Raw genomic sequence first — 15,882 nt, 5'->3', positions numbered from 1 at the left:
GTGGTGTCTCAGAGGTGGCGGCGTCGAGCGGTGACGTGCCGGTCGTACTCCTCGCGGGCCTCGACGGTCGACGGACGGTCGGCCGTCTCGGCCACGGGCACATCCCACCACGCCTGCGCCGGGGGCGGGCCCGACACTGTGTCTGCCGTTTCGGTCTCGACGTAGACACATGTGGGCCGGGTCGCGGCGCGGGCCGCGGCGAGCGCCTCGCGCAGGTCGCGGACGGTCTTCGCCCGGTGCACGTCCAGGCCCAGGCTGGCCGCGTTGGCGGCCAGGTCGACGGGGAGCGGCGCCCCCGAGCACGGCCCGCCGGCGCCCGGATACCGGTACTGGGTGCCGAAGCCCTCCGCGCCGACGGCCGCGGACAGGCCGCCGATCGAGGCATACCCGTGGTTCTGGAGAATGACGATCCTGACCGGGACGTTCTCCTGCACGGCCGTGACCAGTTCGGTCGGCATCATCAGGTACGTGCCGTCGCCGACCAGCGCCCACACCGGCCGGCCGGGCGCGGCGAGGGCGACGCCGAGGGCGGCCGGGATCTCGTAGCCCATGCAGGAGTAGCCGTACTCGACGTGGTACTGGTCGCGGGAGCGGGTGCGCCACAGCTTGTGCAGGTCGCCGGGGAGCGAGCCGGCGGCGTTGACGAGGATGTCGTCGCCGGTCACCAGCTCGTCGAGCAGGCCGAGGACCTGGGTCTGGGTCGGGCGGACGAGGTCGTCGTCGGCGGTGTAGCAGGCGTCGACCCGGTCCTCCCAGCGCTCCTTGTCCTCGGTGTACGCGGCGACCTGGGCGGGTGCGGCGCGCAGGCTCGCGCCGAGCGCCCGGTCGAGCGCGGTCAGGCCCTCGCGGGCGTCGGCGACCAGCGGCTGGGCGGCCAGTTTGTGCGCGTCGAAGGGGGCGATGTTCAGGTTCAGGAAGCGCACGCCCGGGTGGGCGAAGAGGGTGGCCGACGCGGTGGTGAAGTCCGTGTAGCGGGTGCCGATGCCGAGGACCAGGTCGGCGCCGCGGGCCAGCTCGTTCGCGGTCGCGGTGCCGGTGTGGCCGATGCCGCCGACGTCGGCCGGGTGGTCGTACGGCAGCGCGCCCTTGCCGGCCTGCGTACTGGCGACGGGGATGCGGGTGGTCTCGGCGAACGCGGCGAGGGCCTCCTCGGCGCCGCTGTGGTGGACGCCGCCGCCCGCGACGATCAGCGGCCGCTCGGCGGTGGTCAGCGCGCGGACGGCGGCGGCCAGTTCGGCGGCGTCGGGGGCGGGCCTGCGCACCGTCCAGACGCGCTCGGCGAAGAAGTCGTCCGGCCAGTCGTACGCCTCCGCCTGGACGTCCTGGGGCAGCGCGAGGGTGACCGCGCCGGTGTCGACGGGGTCGGCGAGGACCCGCATCGCCTGGAGCGCGGCAGGGATCAGCTGCTCGGGGCGGGTGATCCGGTCGAAGTACCGGGAGACCGGGCGCAGGCAGTCGTTGACCGACACGTCTCCCGCGTACGGGACTTCGAGCTGCTGGAGCACCGGGTCGGCGGGGCGGCCCGCGAACACGTCGCCGGGCAGCAGCAGGACCGGCAGGTGGTTGACGGTGGCGAGGGCGGCGCCGGTGACGAGGTTGGTGGCGCCGGGGCCGATGGAGGTGGTGACCGCGTGGGTGGAGAGCCGGTCGCGCTGGCGGGCGTAGCCGACCGCCGCGTGCACCATCGCCTGTTCGTTGCGGCCCTGGTGGAACGGCATGTCGTCGGCGTACTGGAGCAGCGCCTGGCCGATCCCCGCCACGTTGCCGTGCCCGAAGATGCCCCAGGCGCCGGTGATCAGGCGCTGGCGGGTGCCGTCGCGCTCCGTGTACTGGCGGGCGAGGAAGCGGACGAGGGCCTGCGCGGTGGTGAGCCGGGTCGTCGGCCCGGTGGACGGCCCGGTGGTCGGCCCAGCGGTCGGCCCAGCGGTGGGCTCGGTCATCGGTATCCCTCCGTCACGTGGTCGGGATGGAAGCGGATCTTCCACTCCCGCTCCTGCCCGGGGCCCGCCATCACGTTCAGGTAGTACATGGCGTGCCCCGGCTGGGCGATCGACGGGCCGTGCCAGCCGTCCGGGACCAGGACGGCGTCGCCGGTGCGGACCTCGGCGAGCAGGTCGGTGCCGCCGGCGCGGGAGGGCGACACCCGCTGGTACCCGTATCCGCGCGGGCCCTCGATCTCGAAGTAGTAGATCTCCTCCAGCTCCGACTCCTCGCCGGGGCGGTGCTCGTCGTGCTTGTGGGGCGGGTACGAGGACCAGTGGCCACCCGGTGTGATCACTTCGACGGCGATGAGCTGGTCGCAGTCGAAGGTGCCCGCGGCGGCGAAGTTGCGGACCTGGCGGGCGCTGGTGCCGCTGCCCCGGTCCTCGACGGGGACCTCCGGTGCGGGGCCGTGGCGGACGGGGAGCTGTCGTCCGCACTTCGCTCCTGCCAGGGCGAAGCGGCCTCCCGCACCGGAGGAGATCTCTGCGCGGGTGTCGCGCGGGACGTACGCGAAGTCGCTCGCGCCACTGAACACGCTGTCCCTGCCGTGCAGTTCGATGTCCCGCTCCGGGGTGCGCACGGAGCAGGCGCCGGCCAGCGGCAGCACGATCCATTCGCTCCCGCCGGTGTCGAAGGCGTGCCGCTGCCCGGGCTCCAGTTCGAGCACGCGCAGGGCCGCGCGGGACCAGGGCGGCTTGCCGGGGATGCGGTCGGGGTCCACGTGCAGGGCGTACGGGCCGTCGGCGGCGCTGCCCCTGGGGAGGTGGGTCATTCCTCCACTGTCCTCCTCGGTGTCGTCGCCGGACCGGTTCGCGCGAGCAGGCCCACCGCCGTGTCGACGGCCGCCGCGACCCGGCCGTCCGGCGGGTAGAGCAGGGAGCGGCCGACCACCAGGCCCCGCACGGTGGGCAGGCGCAGCGCACTGCGCCACCTCTCGAACATGGCGTCCTGGTCGCCGTCCTTGGTGTCGCCGCCGAGCAGGACCGCCGGGAGGGTGGAGGTCTCCATGACGCGGGCCATGGTGTCGGGGTCGTCGACGACGGGGACCTTCAGCCAGGTGTAGGCGGAGGTGCCGCCGAGCCCGGAGGCGACGGCGATGGAGCGGACGACGGCGTCGGCGCCCAGGTCGTTGCGGAGCACGCCGGTGCCGGGGTCGCGGCGGGAGACGAACGGTTCGACGAACACGGGCAGGCGGCGTGCGGCCATCGCGTCGACGGCGCGGGCGGCGCTCTCCAGGGTCCGTACGGTGCCATCGCCGGGCTCGTCGTAGCCGAGCCGCAGCAGCAGTTTGCCCGCGTCGAAGCGGCGCCGGGCGAGGTCCCGGGGGCGGTAGCCGGTGAACCGGTCGTCGAGTTCGAAGGCCGCGCCGGACAGGCCGCCGCGGTTCATGGAGCCGATGACGACCTTGTTCTCCAGGGCGCCGAGCAGGAGCAGGTCGTCCAGGACGTCGGCGGAGGCGAGGACGCCGTCGACGCCGGGGCGGGACAGGGCGAGGCAGAGCCGTTCCAGGAGGTCCGCGCGGTCGGCCATGGCGTGTGCGTGGTCGCCTGCCGCGAGGGCTCCTCTGGCCGGGTGGTCGGCGGCGATGATCATGAGGTGGGTGTCGGGGGTGGGCAGGAGGGGGCGGCGGGTCCTTGTGGTCGCCGCCTCCTGGATCGTCTCGGGGTGTTCGGCTCGGAGGCGGATCAGGGTGGCGGGGTCTTTCGCCCGGGGTTCTGCTGCTCGGGGTTTTCCTGGTCGGGGTTTTTCTGCTCGGGTCGTCGTGGGTGCTGTTCCGGGGCTCCGCCCCGGACCCCGCTCCTCAATCGCCGGAGGGGCTTGAGGGGGCCGGGCAGGAGCTTGAGGGGGCCGGGCAAGGGCTTGAGGGGGTCGGGCAGGGGCTTGAGGGGGTCGGGCAGGGGCTTGAGGGGGCCGGGTCAGGGGGTGGTCGGGTTGGGGGGATCGGGCCGGCTTGAGTGCCGCCTCGATCTCCTCCGGGCGGGGCATCGCCGAGGAGCACTCCAGCCGGGAGGCCACGATCGCCCCGGCCGCGTTCGCGTACCGCATCATGTGGTCCAGGTCCCAGCCGGACAGCAGCCCGTGGCAGAGGGCGCCGCCGAAGGCGTCGCCGGCGCCGAGGCCGTTGAGGACGTCGACGGGGAGGGGCGGGACCTCGGCCGAGCGGCCGTCGGCGGTCAGCGCCAGGACCCCGCGCGGGCCCTGCTTCACCACGGCGAGCCGCACCCCGTAGGAGAGCAACGCCCGGGCGGCGGCGGCCGGTTCGCGTTCGCCGGTCGCGATCTCGACCTCGTCGAGGTTGCCGACGGCGACGGTCGCGTGCCGCAGCGCCTGTCGGTAGAAGGGCCGCGCGGCGTCCGGCTCGGACCAGAACATCGGCCGCCAGTCGAGGTCGAACACGGTGTGCCCGGCCCGCGCGCGGTGCGCCAGCGCGGCGAGCGTGGCCCCCCGGCTGGGCTCGGCGCTCAGGCCCGTCCCCGTCATCCAGAAGATCCGGGCCGCGCCGATCGCGTCGAGGTCGAGGTCCTCGGCCGCGATCTGGAGGTCGGGGGCCGAGGGGCGCCGGTAGAAGTAGAGCGGGAAGTCGTCCGGCGGGAAGATCTCGCAGAAGGTGACCGGCGTGGGCAGGCCGTCGACCGGGGTGACCCAGCGCCCGTCGACCCCGAACTCCCGCAGCTGGGACCGGAGGTAGTCGCCGAAGGGATCGCGCCCGGTACGGCTGACGGTGGCCGTGCGCAGCCCGAGCCGGGCGGCGGCGACCGCGACGTTCGTCGAGGAGCCGCCGAGGAACTTGCCGAACGACGCCACGTCCGCGAGGCCCACGCCCGCCTGCAACGGATACAGGTCGACCCCGATCCGCCCCATCGTGATCAGGTCGAACTCGCTGGGGGCCATGCAGCATCCCTTCGACGGCGGTCGGTAGCACCGGTCTAGCGGCGCCCCGGACGCCTGTCAACATTTTGTCCTGACATTCGGACGAATACTTGACATGCCTTCCGGGGCGTCGAAGGCTGGCTCCATGGCGACCCAGACAAGCCCGGCATCACGCCCCATGCGCATCCGCGTCGGTTCGGCGCCCGACTCCTGGGGCGTCTGGTTCCCCGAGGATCCGCGACAAGTCCCCTGGCGGCGATTTCTCGACGAGGTCGCCGAGGCCGGCTACGAGTGGATCGAGCTGGGCCCGTACGGATATCTGCCGAGCGACCCGCGCACCCTCGCCGAGGAGACCGGGCGGCGCGGCCTGCGGGTCTCCGCCGGGACCGTCTTCACGGGGCTGCACCACGGCCCGGCCGTGTGGGAGCAGACCTGGGAGCACGTGGCGTCGATCGCCGCGCTCACCCGGGACATGGGCGCCGGGCACCTCGTCGTCATCCCGTCCTTCTGGCGCGACGACAGGACCGGGCAGGTGCGGGAGGACGCCACGCTCACCGCCGAGCAGTGGGGGCACCTCGCCACGCAGACCGAGCGGCTCGCGCGGGAGGTCGGCGACCGGTACGGGCTGCGCGTCGTCGTCCACCCGCACGCCGACACCCACATCGACACCGAGGAGAACGTCACCCGTTTCCTCGACGCCACCGACCCCGCGCTGGTGTCGCTGTGCCTGGACACGGGCCACTACGCGTACTGCGGCGGCGACAGCGTCAAGCTGATCGAGACGTACGGGGAGCGCATCGGCTATCTGCACCTCAAGCAGGTCGACCCGGCCGTCCTCGCCGGGGTGCGCGCGCAGGGCACCCCGTTCGGGCCGGCCGTCGCCCAGGGCGTGATGTGCGAACCTCCGCGCGGGGTGCCGGAGTTGGAGCCGGTGCTCGCGGCGGCCGCCCGGCTGGACGTCGATCTCTTCGCCATCGTCGAGCAGGACATGTACCCGTGCGATCCGGACCGCCCGCTGCCGATCGCGCGGCGCACCAGGGGCTATCTGAGGTCGTGCGGCGTGTAGCACTATCGGCGGATGAGCTCTCGCGCCCCGCGCGCCCCGAGGTCCGCGCGCCCCGCCGTCCGCCCCGCGCGCTCCCCGGACGGAACCTGGGAGACGGCCGCGGCGCGCCCGCACGCCGGGCTGCGCCCGGCCGTCATCGGCTACCGCGGTTTCCGGCTCGACTTCCCCGGGCCGCGCGCCCGGCTGGAGGCGCCGATCGGCGCGGTCACGCTGATGCTGGGGTTCGAGGGCACCGTCCGGGTCACCGAGGCGACCGGCGGCTGGGTCGGCGTCGGCGAGCGGCGGGAGGCGGCCGGGGCGCGGCCGGACGGGCTGCGCACGATCGAGTTCTCGTCGGTGCTGTCCGGCCTGACGACCGCGCCGGTCCTCGGCGAGCACGACGGCCGGGTGTCGGGGGTGGAGGTGCTGCTGACCCCGTGGGCCGCCTTCACCATGTTCGGGACGCCGCTGCACGAGTTCTCCGGCTGGCGGGTGCGGCCGGACGACCTGGGCGTGCTCCCCAGCGCGGCGGTCGCCGAACTCTCGTACGAGCTGGGCGGGTTGACGTCCTGGCGGGCCCGGTTCGGGCTGCTGGACGTCACGTTGGGCCGCTGGCTGCGCTCGGGGCCGCGCCCGGCGAGCGGCACCGTGCGGGCCTGGTACGCGCTCGCGCACAGCGGCGGCGCCGTGCCGGTGAGCCGGGTCGCCGAGCATGTCGGCTGGAGCGTACGGCACTTGGAGGGCCGGTTCCGGGAGCAGATCGGCCTCAGCCCCAAGGCGGCGGCCCGGGTGCTGCGGCTCCAGCGCGCGCGGCGGCTGCTGTGCGCGGGGTCCAGCCAGGTCGAGACGGCGGCCGCCTGCGGGTACTACGACCAGGCGCACCTGAGCGGTGAGTTCCGGGCGATGACCGGCTGCACCCCGCGCGCGTTCTTCCTCGCCCGCGGGGTGCCCGTCGACGCGGGCGGGCCGCCGGCCACCGACCGGCTGGCCGGGGAGGCGACGAGTCTGGTGCTGCGGCCCGGTCCGCGGCCCGGGAGTGCGCCTTTGTCCAAGACCGCCGGTCGCCCCTGAGGCACTCTTGTCCCTTCGGGCCACACGGCCGGGGGATGCGGGAAACGGTGGGCCGGGTCCGGAGAACGGGGGTTCCCCCCGCTCGGACACGGGTGCGGGCGGGGGACGGGCCCGGCCCGCCGCGCGCCCGCTCCTCCCCCGCCCGCTCCGGCGCATGCGCTGTCACAGCGTCCCCTTTGCATCACTCACGTCACAAACGCCCCTTTACTGTCACGGGTGTCCGCCCTACGCGGGTTCTGCGTCACAGGCGTCCCACAGCCCTCCCTTCGGCTCCGCGCCCGTCGTTCTCCGGGCACAAGGTGAGTGATCACCGACGGCCACCCCCGAGCCGCCGGGCGACGCCCGCCAGGGAAGGAGCCACTGATGGCCGACCGCAGGCTCTGGTCGTACAAGGAGATCGCCGCGCACATCCGCGTGCAGCCCGACACCGTCCGCTCGTACCGCAAGCACGGCCTGCTGCCCCCGCCGGACCACGTCGAGAGCGGCAAGCCCTACTGGTACGCCGACACGGTCCGGGCCTGGGTGGCCGCCCGCCCCCGCAACCGCGGGCGCTAGGAAAGGCCCTAGGCGGGGACCACCCCGTCGTCGTACGCGGACCAGAGCGCCGCGTAGGGGCCGCCGGCCGAGACCAGCTCCTCGTGCGGGCCGTCCTCCACGAGCCGGCCGCCCTCCAGGACGAGGATGCGGTCGGCCCGGGCCGCCGTCGTCAGGCGGTGCGCGACGACGATCGTGGTGGGGGCGGCCGTCGCCGCCTCCACCGCGCGCCCCACCGCCGCCTCCGTGGCCAGGTCGAGCGCCGCGGTCGCCTCGTCGAGGAGCATCAGGTCGGGGCGGATCAGCCGGGCCCGGGCCAGCGCGATCAGCTGCCGCTGGCCCGCCGAGAGGTTCCGGCCGCGCTCGGCGAGCCGGTGCCCGTAGCCCTCGGGCAGGCCCGCGATCATCCGGTGCGCACCGACCTCCTCGACGGCCGCGCGGACCTCCGCGTCGGAGGCGCCCGGCCGGCCGTAGGCGATGGCGTCGCGCACCGTCCCGCCGAAGAGGTACGCCTCCTGCGGGACGAGCCCGATCCGGCTGCGGTAGGCGACGCCGTCCATCGCCCGCAGGTCCACCGAGTCGATCTCGACGGCGCCGCCGGTCGGCAGGTACATCCGGGCGATCAGCTTCAGCAGCGTCGACTTGCCGGCGCCGGTGGTGCCGACGACGGCGACGGTCTCGCCCGCGCCGATCCGGGCGCTGACCCCGTCGAGCGCCCGCTTGCCGCCGCCCTCGTACGCGTAGTGCACGTCCTTCAGCACCACCTCGCCGCGCATCCGTCCGGCGCTGCCGAACGCGGGCAGCGGCAGCGGGCGGTGCGGATCGGTGACCGTGGGCCGCTCGCGCAGCAGTTCGCGGCAGCGGCCGAGGCCGACGCGGGCCCGCTGGTAGCCGTCGAGGAGTTGCGAGGCGTTGCGGATCGGGCCGAAGACCAGGCCGACGTAGAGCAGAAACGCGACCACGGTCCCGGTGCTCGCCGCGCCGTCCGCGACCCGCCAGGCGCCGACGCCGAGGATGAGCGCGGTGGTGGCGTCGGAGAGGAACTCGACGGCCGAGAAGAACCAGGCCAGCGAGTACTGCGAGCGCATCTGGAAGGTGCGCTGCTCCTCGGCGAGGACGTGGAAGCGGGCCGCGCTGCGGTCCTGCCTGCGGTACGCCTGGGTGATCCGCACCCCGTCGATGGCCTCCTGGAACGCGCTGTTGAGGTCGCCGAGCTGGGTGCGGGCGCGGTCGTAGCGGCGCTTGGAGACCCGCCCGTACCACCAGCAGGCGACGGCGAGCACGGGCACGACGGCGAGGACCGTGAGGGCCAGACCGGCGTCGAGGGCGAACATCAGGGCGAGCACCCCGGTGAACAGCAGCACGCTGACGGCCGAGTCGAGCAGCCCGTTCTGGAGGAACTCGCCGATCGCGGCGACGTCGCTGACCATCCGGGTGACGGCGGCGCCGCCGGACTCCCGCTCGAAGTAGTCGAGCCCGAGCCGTTGCAGGTGCGCGAACATCTTGACGCGCAGCTCGTACAGGATCCGCTCGCCGGTCCGTGCGATGGCCCGCATCTCCCCGGCGAAGACGAGCCAGTTGGCGACGGCCGTGGCCAGCAGGCCGAACGCGACGGCGGTGAGCGCGGCGCCGTCGTGGCGCCGCACCCCGAGATCGATCGCGGCGCTGACGAGGCGCGGGGCGAGCATCAGCAGGGCGGTGTCGGCGAGCAGGAGCAGGCCGATGGCGCACAGCCGGGCCCGGTAGGGGCGCAGCAGCCGGCCCAGGGTGAAGTCGGGGTCGGCGGCGCGGGCGCGGCTCTCGTCGACGTCGGGCGCGCGCTCCGGTACACCGTCGGGGGCGGGCCGCTCGGCGGGGGCGGGCCGCTCGGCGGCCGGTGCCCGCGGGGGTCCGTCGGGCCGGGTCCCGGGATCCGGCTCCTGCGGGAACTCGCCCAGCATCAGCTCGCGGTAGCGCGGGCAGCGGGCGGACAGTTCGTCGTGGGTACCGGTGTCGAGGACGCGGCCCGCCTCCAGGACGGCGATCCGGTCGGCGAGGCGCAGGGTGGAGCGGCGGTGGGCGACGAGCAGGACGGTGCGCCCGGCCAGTTGCCCGCGCAGGCCGGCGAGGACGGCCGCCTCGACCTTCGGGTCGACGGCGGAGGTGGCGTCGTCCAGGACGAGGACGCGCGGGTCGGTGAGCAGGGCCCGCGCGAGGGCGAGCCGCTGGCGCTGCCCGCCCGACAGGGTCAGGCCCTGGGCGCCGAGCACGGTGTCGTAGCCGTCGGGCAGCGCACGGACGAACCCGTCGGCCTGCGCGGTGCCGGCGGCGGCGCGCACCTCGGCGTCGGTGGCGTCGGGCCGGCCGAAGCGGATGGTGTCGCGCACGCTCTCGGAGAACAGCAGGCTCTCCTCGAAGGCGATGCCGACGGCCGCGCGCAGCGACTCCAGACGCAGGTCGCGTACGTCGGTGAGGGCGCCGGCGGGTCCGATCCGCACGGCGCCGGAGTCCGCGTCGTACAGCCGTGCGAGCAGCGCGCCGACGGTGGACTTGCCGGAGCCGGAGCCGCCGACCAGGGCGAGCGTCTCGCCGGGTGCGACGGTGAGGTCGAGGCCGTCGAGGGCGGGGGTGGTGCCGGTCCCGTCCGGGTCGTGCGTGAAGGTGACCCGCTCGAAGGAGACGCCGAGCGGGCCGTCCCCGACGGCGGTGGCGCCGCGCCGCTCGGTCACCTCCTGCTCGGCGTCGGCGAGCTCGAAGATCCGGACGAGTCCCGATCGGGCCTCCTGGGCCTGTCCGACGACGGTGGAGAGCATGCGGACCGGGCCCATCATCGCGGCCAGGTAGGTGGTGAAGGCGACGAAGGTGCCGAGGGTGATGTCGCCGCGCACGGCGAGCCAGCCGCCGAGCAGGACGACGCCGAACCGGGCGGTGCCGGGCAGCAGCTCGCCGAGCAGGCCCGCGTAACGGGCGGCGAGGTAGCGGCGGTGCACGCGGGCCGCGAACAGGCGCCGGGCCAGCCCGGCGTAGCGCGCGGTCTCGGCGTCCTCCTGGGCGAAGCCCTTGACGACGCGGACGCCCGCGATGTTGGACTCGACGGCCTCGGACGTCTCCCCGGTGCGTTCCTGGACGGCGCGGTCGGCGGGGTAGATCCGGTCCCGGGAGTGCCGGGCGAGCAGGGCCATCGGCGGGACGACGGCGAGGGCGACGCAGGCCAGCAGCGGGGAGAGGGCGAGCATCACGCCGAGGGTGACCAGCAGCGTGAGGCCGTTCTGGGCGAGGAGGGGGAGCGAGCCGGTGAGGTCGCGCACCACGGCCACGTCGTTCACGGCGCGGCTCAGGACGTCGCCGGAGCGCAGGCGGTCCAGGCGGCGGCCGTCGATGCGCTGGATGGCGTCGTGCAGGAGCAGGCGCAGGTCGCGCTCGACGCCCCACTGGACCTTGCCGGCCCACCAGCGGCGCACCCAGGACGCGCCGAACTGGGCCGCCGCCACGGTCAGGAGCAGGGTGATCCAGGGGGCCGCCGGGGTGTGGCCCGCCACGATGACCTGGTCGACGACCTGGCGGATGATCAAGGGGGTCGTGGTGGTGAGTGCCACCGCGGTGGTGGCGCCCGCGCAGGCCAGCAGTACCGCTCCCGGTCTGGCCCAGCACAGTCCGGCGAACCGGCGCAGCCAGTCCTTGTTCCCGCTCGGCATGCCGCGCCGCCCTCTCCCTCACCCATCGGCCCAAACCGAAGCAACGTGGCATCCCCCACCCACCCCGGGCAACCGATTTTCCCCCGATCCGCCCAGGTGACAGCCCCACCCGGACCTCCCCGCACCCCTGGGCCGTACGTCACCCGCGGGCCGGTGGCCGCTTCTCGCGCAGTTCCCCGCGCCCCTGAGATGCGCACTGCGTGCGCCATCTCCTGCCCGGCCGGGCAGGAGAGGCGCGCCACCGGCCGTTCCCCCATGAGAGCCCCCCTTTAGAGGCGCGCGAAGCGCAGCCTCAAGGGGAGGCTGCGCGTCAGCGCATGCCTCAGGGGCGCGGGGAACTGCGCGACCAGCCACGACGGTGGCGCACCCGAAAGACGGCCCAGGGGCGCGGGGAACTGCGCGACCAGCCACCGCGGTGGCGCGCGGGAGAGGTCACCTCTGGGGCGCGTCCAGTCACGACGCGGGCGGTGGTGGGGTCTACAGGTCGTCCCACGGGGTGACCACGGTCACCCCGCTCCCCCCGTCACCACTCTCCATCGCCCCCATCGCCCCCAACGCCCCCACAGCCCCCTCAAGCCCGACCACCGCCGTCACCAACCACTTGGGCCGCACCACCCCACCCCGCACCAACTCCAGCACCCCCGGATACGCATGCGCGGCCATTCCATGACTCCCCAGCACCTCCAGCTCCCAGGCCACCACCCGCCCCATCGGCACCACCGGATCCTCGGCGAACAACCCCACCTGCACATGCCGCCCCCGCCGCCGCAACGACTCCACGGACGCCGCGCACGTCACCGCGGACCCCAGCGCGTCCAGCGACAGATGCGCCCCGCCCCCGGTCAGCTCCCGTACGGCCCCCGGCACATCCGCCACGGCCCCGGCGTCGACACAGGCGACGGCGCCGAAGCGCCGGGCCAGTTCCAGCGCCCCGGCGGAGACGTCCACGGCGATCACCCGCGCCCCGGCCGCCGCCGCGATCATCACGGCCGACAGCCCGACGCCCCCGCACCCGTGCACGGCCACGAACTCCCCGGCCGCGACCCGCCCCACCCGCACCACGGCCCGGTAGGCGGTCGCGAACCGGCAGCCCAGCGACGCCGCCGTGGTGAACTCCATGTCCTGCGGCACGGCCACGAGGTTCACATCGGCGTGGTCCAGAGCGACGTCCTCGGCGAAGGAACCCCAGTGCGTGAACCCGGGCTGCGTCTGCCGCTCGCACACCTGCTGCTCCCCGGCCGCGCACGCCGCGCACCGCCCGCAGGCGCACACGAACGGCACCGTCACCCGGTCGCCGGCCCGCCAGCCGCGCACGTCGGCGCCGACCTGCTCCACGACCCCGGCGAGTTCGTGCCCCGGGACGTGCGGCAGCACGATGTCCGGGTCGTGCCCCATCCAGCCGTGCCAGTCGCTGCGGCACACCCCGGTCGCCGCCACCCGGACGACGACCCCGTGCGGCGCGGCCACCGGATCCGGCACCTCCCGCACCTCGGCCGGCTCCCCGAACCGTTCGAAGACAACCGCGCGCATGTGTCCGCCCTCCCGTCAGCCGATGATCTTCACTCCCGCCACCCCACGCCACGCACCCCGTCCGCACAAGCCCCCGCCGGGCGCGGGCTCACCACGATTCGGCCCCCTTCACCGGCCCCCGCGGCCGCGCCCGCTCCCCCGCGCCGGCCCGCAGCTTCAGCCCGATCAGCGGGAACACCAGGACGGACACCATCGCGGCGCCGACCAGCGCCGCCGCGACGTCCGTGGGCAGCGCGCCGTCCTGCACGCCGATGGTGGTGATGGCGACGACGAGCGGCAGCGCGGTGGAGGAGAAGAAGGTGAGGGCGAGGCGGTCGCGGCCGGTCAGGTCGGCGGGGGCGCAGAAGTAGACCGGCAGGCCGCGTACGCACAGGAACAGGACGAGGAAGACCGGCAGCAGGAGCAGCGCGGTGCCGCCGTCGAGCAGCGCTCTCAGGTCGAATTCGATGCCGGTGACGACGAAGAAGAGCGGCACCAGGAAGCCGAAGCCCATCGCCTCCACCTTGCCGACCACCTCGTCGGCGCTGTCGGGCGCGGCGCCGTGCAGCACCAGGCGGACGATCATCCCGGCGGCGAACGCGCCGAGCAGCGTGTCCACCCCGAGCACCTGGGAGAGGCCGAGCATCAGGGCGAGCAGCAGCACCACGAGCCGTACCGCGAACTGTCCGCTGCTGTGCAGGGTCTTCGCGATGACCCGGGAGAACCACGGGGGCCGCGGCCGCATCGCCCACAGCACGGCCAGGGCGGTGAGCGCGGCGAAGGCCAGCAGGAGGAGCGCCGAGTCGAGCGGTGAGCGCCCGCTGAGCAGCAGCGCCATGGCGATGATCGGCCCGAACTCGCCGACGGCGCCGAACGCCATCAGCACCGAACCGAACCGCGAGTGCAGGTCCCCGGCGTCGCGCAGGACGGGGAGGATGGTGCCCAGGGCGGTGCTGGTGAGGGCCGTTCCCACGTAGACCCCGCGCGCGTACGACCAGCCGGCGAGCGCGACGCCGAGCCCGAGGCCGACGACGAGCGAGACGGCCCAGGACCAGAGGGACCGCTGGAGGGTGCCGCCGCGGATCCTGTCGAAGTCGATCTCGTACCCGGCGAGGAAGATCAGCATGGCGAGCCCGAGGTCGGACAGGGTGTCGACGACCGCCCCGGATCCGGAGGCCCAGCCGAGGGCGTCGGGGCCGGCCAGGATGCCCAGCAGGATCTCGAAGATCACCAGCGGAACGGGCAGCCAGCGCCCCACGCCGTAGGCCAGGAGCGGGGCCAGGACCGCGATGGCCATGATCAGAATGAGCGTCCCGGGCTGCGACATAGCGGCTGTCTACCATAGAATTCCGACAAATCACCCATACGCACCGTCAGTTGCGGGGAAGTCGGAGGACCACCGTGGCGAACCACCAGCCCTCCGGGGCACCGCAGGCGCGGATCCCCCAGCAGCCGTCACCGGTAGGCCCGCGGATCCGCGCCGGGCTCTGGCGCCGCTGCCTGTGGGGCGGCCTGGCCCTGTGGCTGCTGACCGCGGTGGTCACGTACGCCACGAAGAACACCACCCTGCTGCCCACCCTGATCCTGCTCGGCAGCTTCCTGGTGCCGGCGGTCTTCGTCCTGTGGGCGTACGAGCGGCACGGCCGCGACCTGGGCGTGAACCTGATCCTGGGCTGCTTCCTCATCGGCGGCATCCTCGGCGTGCTCGGCGCCTCGGTCATGGAGTACTACCTCCTGCACCCCTCCGTATGGATGTTCGTCGGCGTCGGCCTGATCGAGGAGGCGGTGAAGCTCGCCGCGCTGATGTACGTGCTCCACCGCCATCCGCGCGTCAGCGGGCTGCGGGCCGGACTGGTCCTGGGCGCCACGGTCGGCTTCGGCTTCGCGGCGTTCGAGAGCGCCGGCTACGCGTTCAACGCGGCGGTCACCATGAAGGGCATCGACCTGCGCTCGCTCCTGGAGACGGAGGTGCTGCGCGGGCTGCTCGCGCCGTTCGGCCACGGGCTGTGGACGGCGATCTCCGGCGCGGTGCTGCTCTCCTTCCGCCGGCCGGACGGGCGCTACCGCTTCGCCGCCCCGGTGGTCCTCACCTATCTGGGCGTCTCCCTGCTGCACGCCCTGTGGGACTCGATGCACGGCATCGCCCTGTGGCTGGTGGTCCGGCTGACCGCCACGGGCCTGGACCGCAGCCTGTTCGCGGAGGGCTACCTGCCGCAGCCGACCGACGCGCAGAAGCACCTCTTCACCCTGTTCTCGATCGGCGGGCTCGTCGTGATCTCGCTCTTCGCACTCTCCTGGGCGCGCTCACTGGCGCGGCGCGACCCTTCTTGGAAAAATACCCCCTAGGGGTATAGGGTCGGGCACGTCAGACGATGCCGGGGGTACCTGGCGTCCGCTACTCCACGCCCCTCCAGGAGAACGACATGAGCGCCCACACCGAGCTTCCGCAGATCGACGCCGAGCCGGCCGGCTCCTGCTGCGGCGGCGCCTGCCACTCGCAGGCCCCCGCCACCGAGGGCGCCGTCACCGCGGTCTACGAGGTCAAGGGCATGACGTGCGGCCACTGCGAGGGCGCGGTGGCGGGCGAGCTGTCCGAGCTGGAGGGCGTCGCCTCGGTGACGGCGGCCGCCGCCACCGGCCGGGTCACGGTCGTCTCCGCGGCCCCGCTGGACGAGGAGGCGGTCCGCGCCGCGGTCGACGAGGCCGGTTACGAGCTGATCGGCCGGGCCTGACCCGAGCGCCGCGCCCCGCGAGGGGCGCGGACGGCCGCGCGAGCGGCGACCACGGAGACCGCTTTGGCGGTCTCATCCGTGTTTGTGGTCACAAACAGCCTTCGACTTCGCAAGTTCACCTAGTTACGCCTGGACCTCCACACAATCCACACGGCACAATTGCAGCACTCCCACGCGGGAGGCCGGTATCCCCATATCGGTCCTCTTGCGCACGCACGGGACATATGCAAGAGACGCAGATCACACCGATCCGAACGTAACCCTTTGCAGGTCTCGTGAGTCTAAGGAGGCGATGCAGAAACGTCTTGGGGGGCGTTTCCGTATCGAGCGGGCTCGTCTTGGGGGACGGACCCGGATGCGTTGGCCGGGGCACGTGCACCGGGAAAGCTTGAGCGGCCCATCCCGTGCGTACGTGCTTCGGCGACCGACGCACACACAGACGCCCGGCCGGATCCCGTGGGGG

General features: G+C 74.0%; 11 protein-coding genes and 1 pseudogene. 5 read left to right on the top strand and 7 right to left on the bottom strand.

The window, feature by feature from the left end; genetic code table 11:
- Nucleotides 1–8 precede the first annotated feature (8 nt).
- From iolD to iolC, 4 genes and pseudogenes are all read right to left on the bottom strand, one after another.
- Complete coding sequence (iolD, locus tag ACIP5K_RS33280; protein ID WP_401415662.1) at nucleotides 9–1,940, bottom strand: 3D-(3,5/4)-trihydroxycyclohexane-1,2-dione acylhydrolase (decyclizing); 1,932 nt, start codon at nucleotides 1,938–1,940, stop codon at nucleotides 9–11.
- On the bottom strand, nucleotides 1,937–2,755 hold the full coding sequence (gene iolB, locus ACIP5K_RS33275; RefSeq protein ID WP_401415660.1) for a 5-deoxy-glucuronate isomerase: 819 nt from the start codon (nucleotides 2,753–2,755) through the stop codon (nucleotides 1,937–1,939). The genes iolD and iolB overlap by 4 nt, the downstream gene beginning before the upstream one ends.
- Nucleotides 2,752–3,576, bottom strand: coding sequence for a deoxyribose-phosphate aldolase (locus ACIP5K_RS33270; protein ID WP_401415814.1), 825 nt, complete (start codon nucleotides 3,574–3,576; stop codon nucleotides 2,752–2,754). The genes iolB and ACIP5K_RS33270 overlap by 4 nt, the downstream gene beginning before the upstream one ends.
- Before the next feature lie 360 nt (nucleotides 3,577–3,936).
- Nucleotides 3,937–4,875: pseudogene (iolC, locus tag ACIP5K_RS33265) on the bottom strand (5-dehydro-2-deoxygluconokinase); the annotation flags it as partial.
- 124 nt (nucleotides 4,876–4,999) lie between these two features.
- Here iolC and ACIP5K_RS33260 point away from each other — a divergent pair.
- The 3 genes from ACIP5K_RS33260 (at nucleotide 5,000) to ACIP5K_RS33250 (ending at nucleotide 7,525) form a co-directional block, all read left to right on the top strand.
- The gene (locus ACIP5K_RS33260) at nucleotides 5,000–5,920 is read left to right on the top strand and encodes a sugar phosphate isomerase/epimerase family protein (protein ID WP_401415658.1); all 921 of its coding nucleotides are present in this window, start codon (nucleotides 5,000–5,002) and stop codon (nucleotides 5,918–5,920) included.
- Nucleotides 5,921–5,932: 12 nt separating this feature from the next.
- On the top strand, nucleotides 5,933–6,970 hold the full coding sequence (locus ACIP5K_RS33255) for a helix-turn-helix domain-containing protein (RefSeq protein WP_401415656.1): 1,038 nt from the start codon (nucleotides 5,933–5,935) through the stop codon (nucleotides 6,968–6,970).
- A gap of 363 nt (nucleotides 6,971–7,333) precedes the next feature.
- On the top strand, nucleotides 7,334–7,525 hold the full coding sequence (locus ACIP5K_RS33250) for an AlpA family transcriptional regulator (protein WP_111664699.1): 192 nt from the start codon (nucleotides 7,334–7,336) through the stop codon (nucleotides 7,523–7,525).
- 8 nt (nucleotides 7,526–7,533) lie between these two features.
- On the opposite strand, the gene ACIP5K_RS33245 is transcribed toward ACIP5K_RS33250, so the two are convergent.
- From ACIP5K_RS33245 to ACIP5K_RS33235, 3 genes are all read right to left on the bottom strand, one after another.
- A complete protein-coding gene (locus ACIP5K_RS33245) occupies nucleotides 7,534–11,178 on the bottom strand; it encodes an ABC transporter ATP-binding protein (RefSeq protein ID WP_401415653.1) in 3,645 nt (1,214 codons plus the stop codon).
- Between the two features lie 477 nt (nucleotides 11,179–11,655).
- Entirely contained in the window at nucleotides 11,656–12,708 is a 1,053-nt protein-coding gene (locus ACIP5K_RS33240) for a zinc-binding dehydrogenase (RefSeq protein WP_401415651.1), read from the bottom strand.
- An 88-nt stretch (nucleotides 12,709–12,796) separates the two neighbouring features.
- Nucleotides 12,797–14,014 carry a cation:proton antiporter gene (locus tag ACIP5K_RS33235; protein ID WP_401415648.1) on the bottom strand — a complete coding sequence of 406 codons (1,218 nt, stop codon included), beginning with the start codon at nucleotides 14,012–14,014 and terminating at the stop codon, nucleotides 12,797–12,799.
- A gap of 74 nt (nucleotides 14,015–14,088) precedes the next feature.
- On the opposite strand from ACIP5K_RS33235, the gene ACIP5K_RS33230 reads away from it, so the two are divergent.
- Nucleotides 14,089–15,033 (top strand): PrsW family intramembrane metalloprotease, encoded by a 945-nt coding sequence (locus ACIP5K_RS33230; RefSeq protein WP_401415645.1) that lies wholly within the window; start codon nucleotides 14,089–14,091, stop codon nucleotides 15,031–15,033.
- A 77-nt stretch (nucleotides 15,034–15,110) separates the two neighbouring features.
- Nucleotides 15,111–15,419: a heavy-metal-associated domain-containing protein gene (locus tag ACIP5K_RS33225; protein ID WP_401415643.1), complete on the top strand. Its 309-nt coding sequence runs from the start codon at nucleotides 15,111–15,113 to the stop codon at nucleotides 15,417–15,419.
- Nucleotides 15,420–15,882 lie beyond the last annotated feature (463 nt).

Source organism: Streptomyces sp. NPDC088785, from assembly GCF_044750685.1.
Taxonomy (GTDB): Bacteria; Actinomycetota; Actinomycetes; order Streptomycetales; family Streptomycetaceae; genus Streptomyces.
Note: the sequence above shows the minus strand (reverse complement) of the source record. Positions and strands in the feature narration are given on the sequence as shown.

Coding starts and splice junctions, on each gene's coding strand:
- ACIP5K_RS33235 (WP_401415648.1), bottom strand. CDS start 14,014: ATGTCGCAGCCCGGGACGCTCATTCTGATCATGGCCATCGCGGTCCTG.
- ACIP5K_RS33250 (WP_111664699.1), top strand. CDS start 7,334: ATGGCCGACCGCAGGCTCTGGTCGTACAAGGAGATCGCCGCGCACATC.
- ACIP5K_RS33255 (WP_401415656.1), top strand. CDS start 5,933: ATGAGCTCTCGCGCCCCGCGCGCCCCGAGGTCCGCGCGCCCCGCCGTC.
- ACIP5K_RS33245 (WP_401415653.1), bottom strand. CDS start 11,178: ATGCCGAGCGGGAACAAGGACTGGCTGCGCCGGTTCGCCGGACTGTGC.
- iolB (WP_401415660.1), bottom strand. CDS start 2,755: ATGACCCACCTCCCCAGGGGCAGCGCCGCCGACGGCCCGTACGCCCTG.
- ACIP5K_RS33225 (WP_401415643.1), top strand. CDS start 15,111: ATGAGCGCCCACACCGAGCTTCCGCAGATCGACGCCGAGCCGGCCGGC.
- ACIP5K_RS33260 (WP_401415658.1), top strand. CDS start 5,000: ATGGCGACCCAGACAAGCCCGGCATCACGCCCCATGCGCATCCGCGTC.
- ACIP5K_RS33270 (WP_401415814.1), bottom strand. CDS start 3,576: ATGATCATCGCCGCCGACCACCCGGCCAGAGGAGCCCTCGCGGCAGGC.
- ACIP5K_RS33240 (WP_401415651.1), bottom strand. CDS start 12,708: ATGCGCGCGGTTGTCTTCGAACGGTTCGGGGAGCCGGCCGAGGTGCGG.
- iolD (WP_401415662.1), bottom strand. CDS start 1,940: ATGACCGAGCCCACCGCTGGGCCGACCGCTGGGCCGACCACCGGGCCG.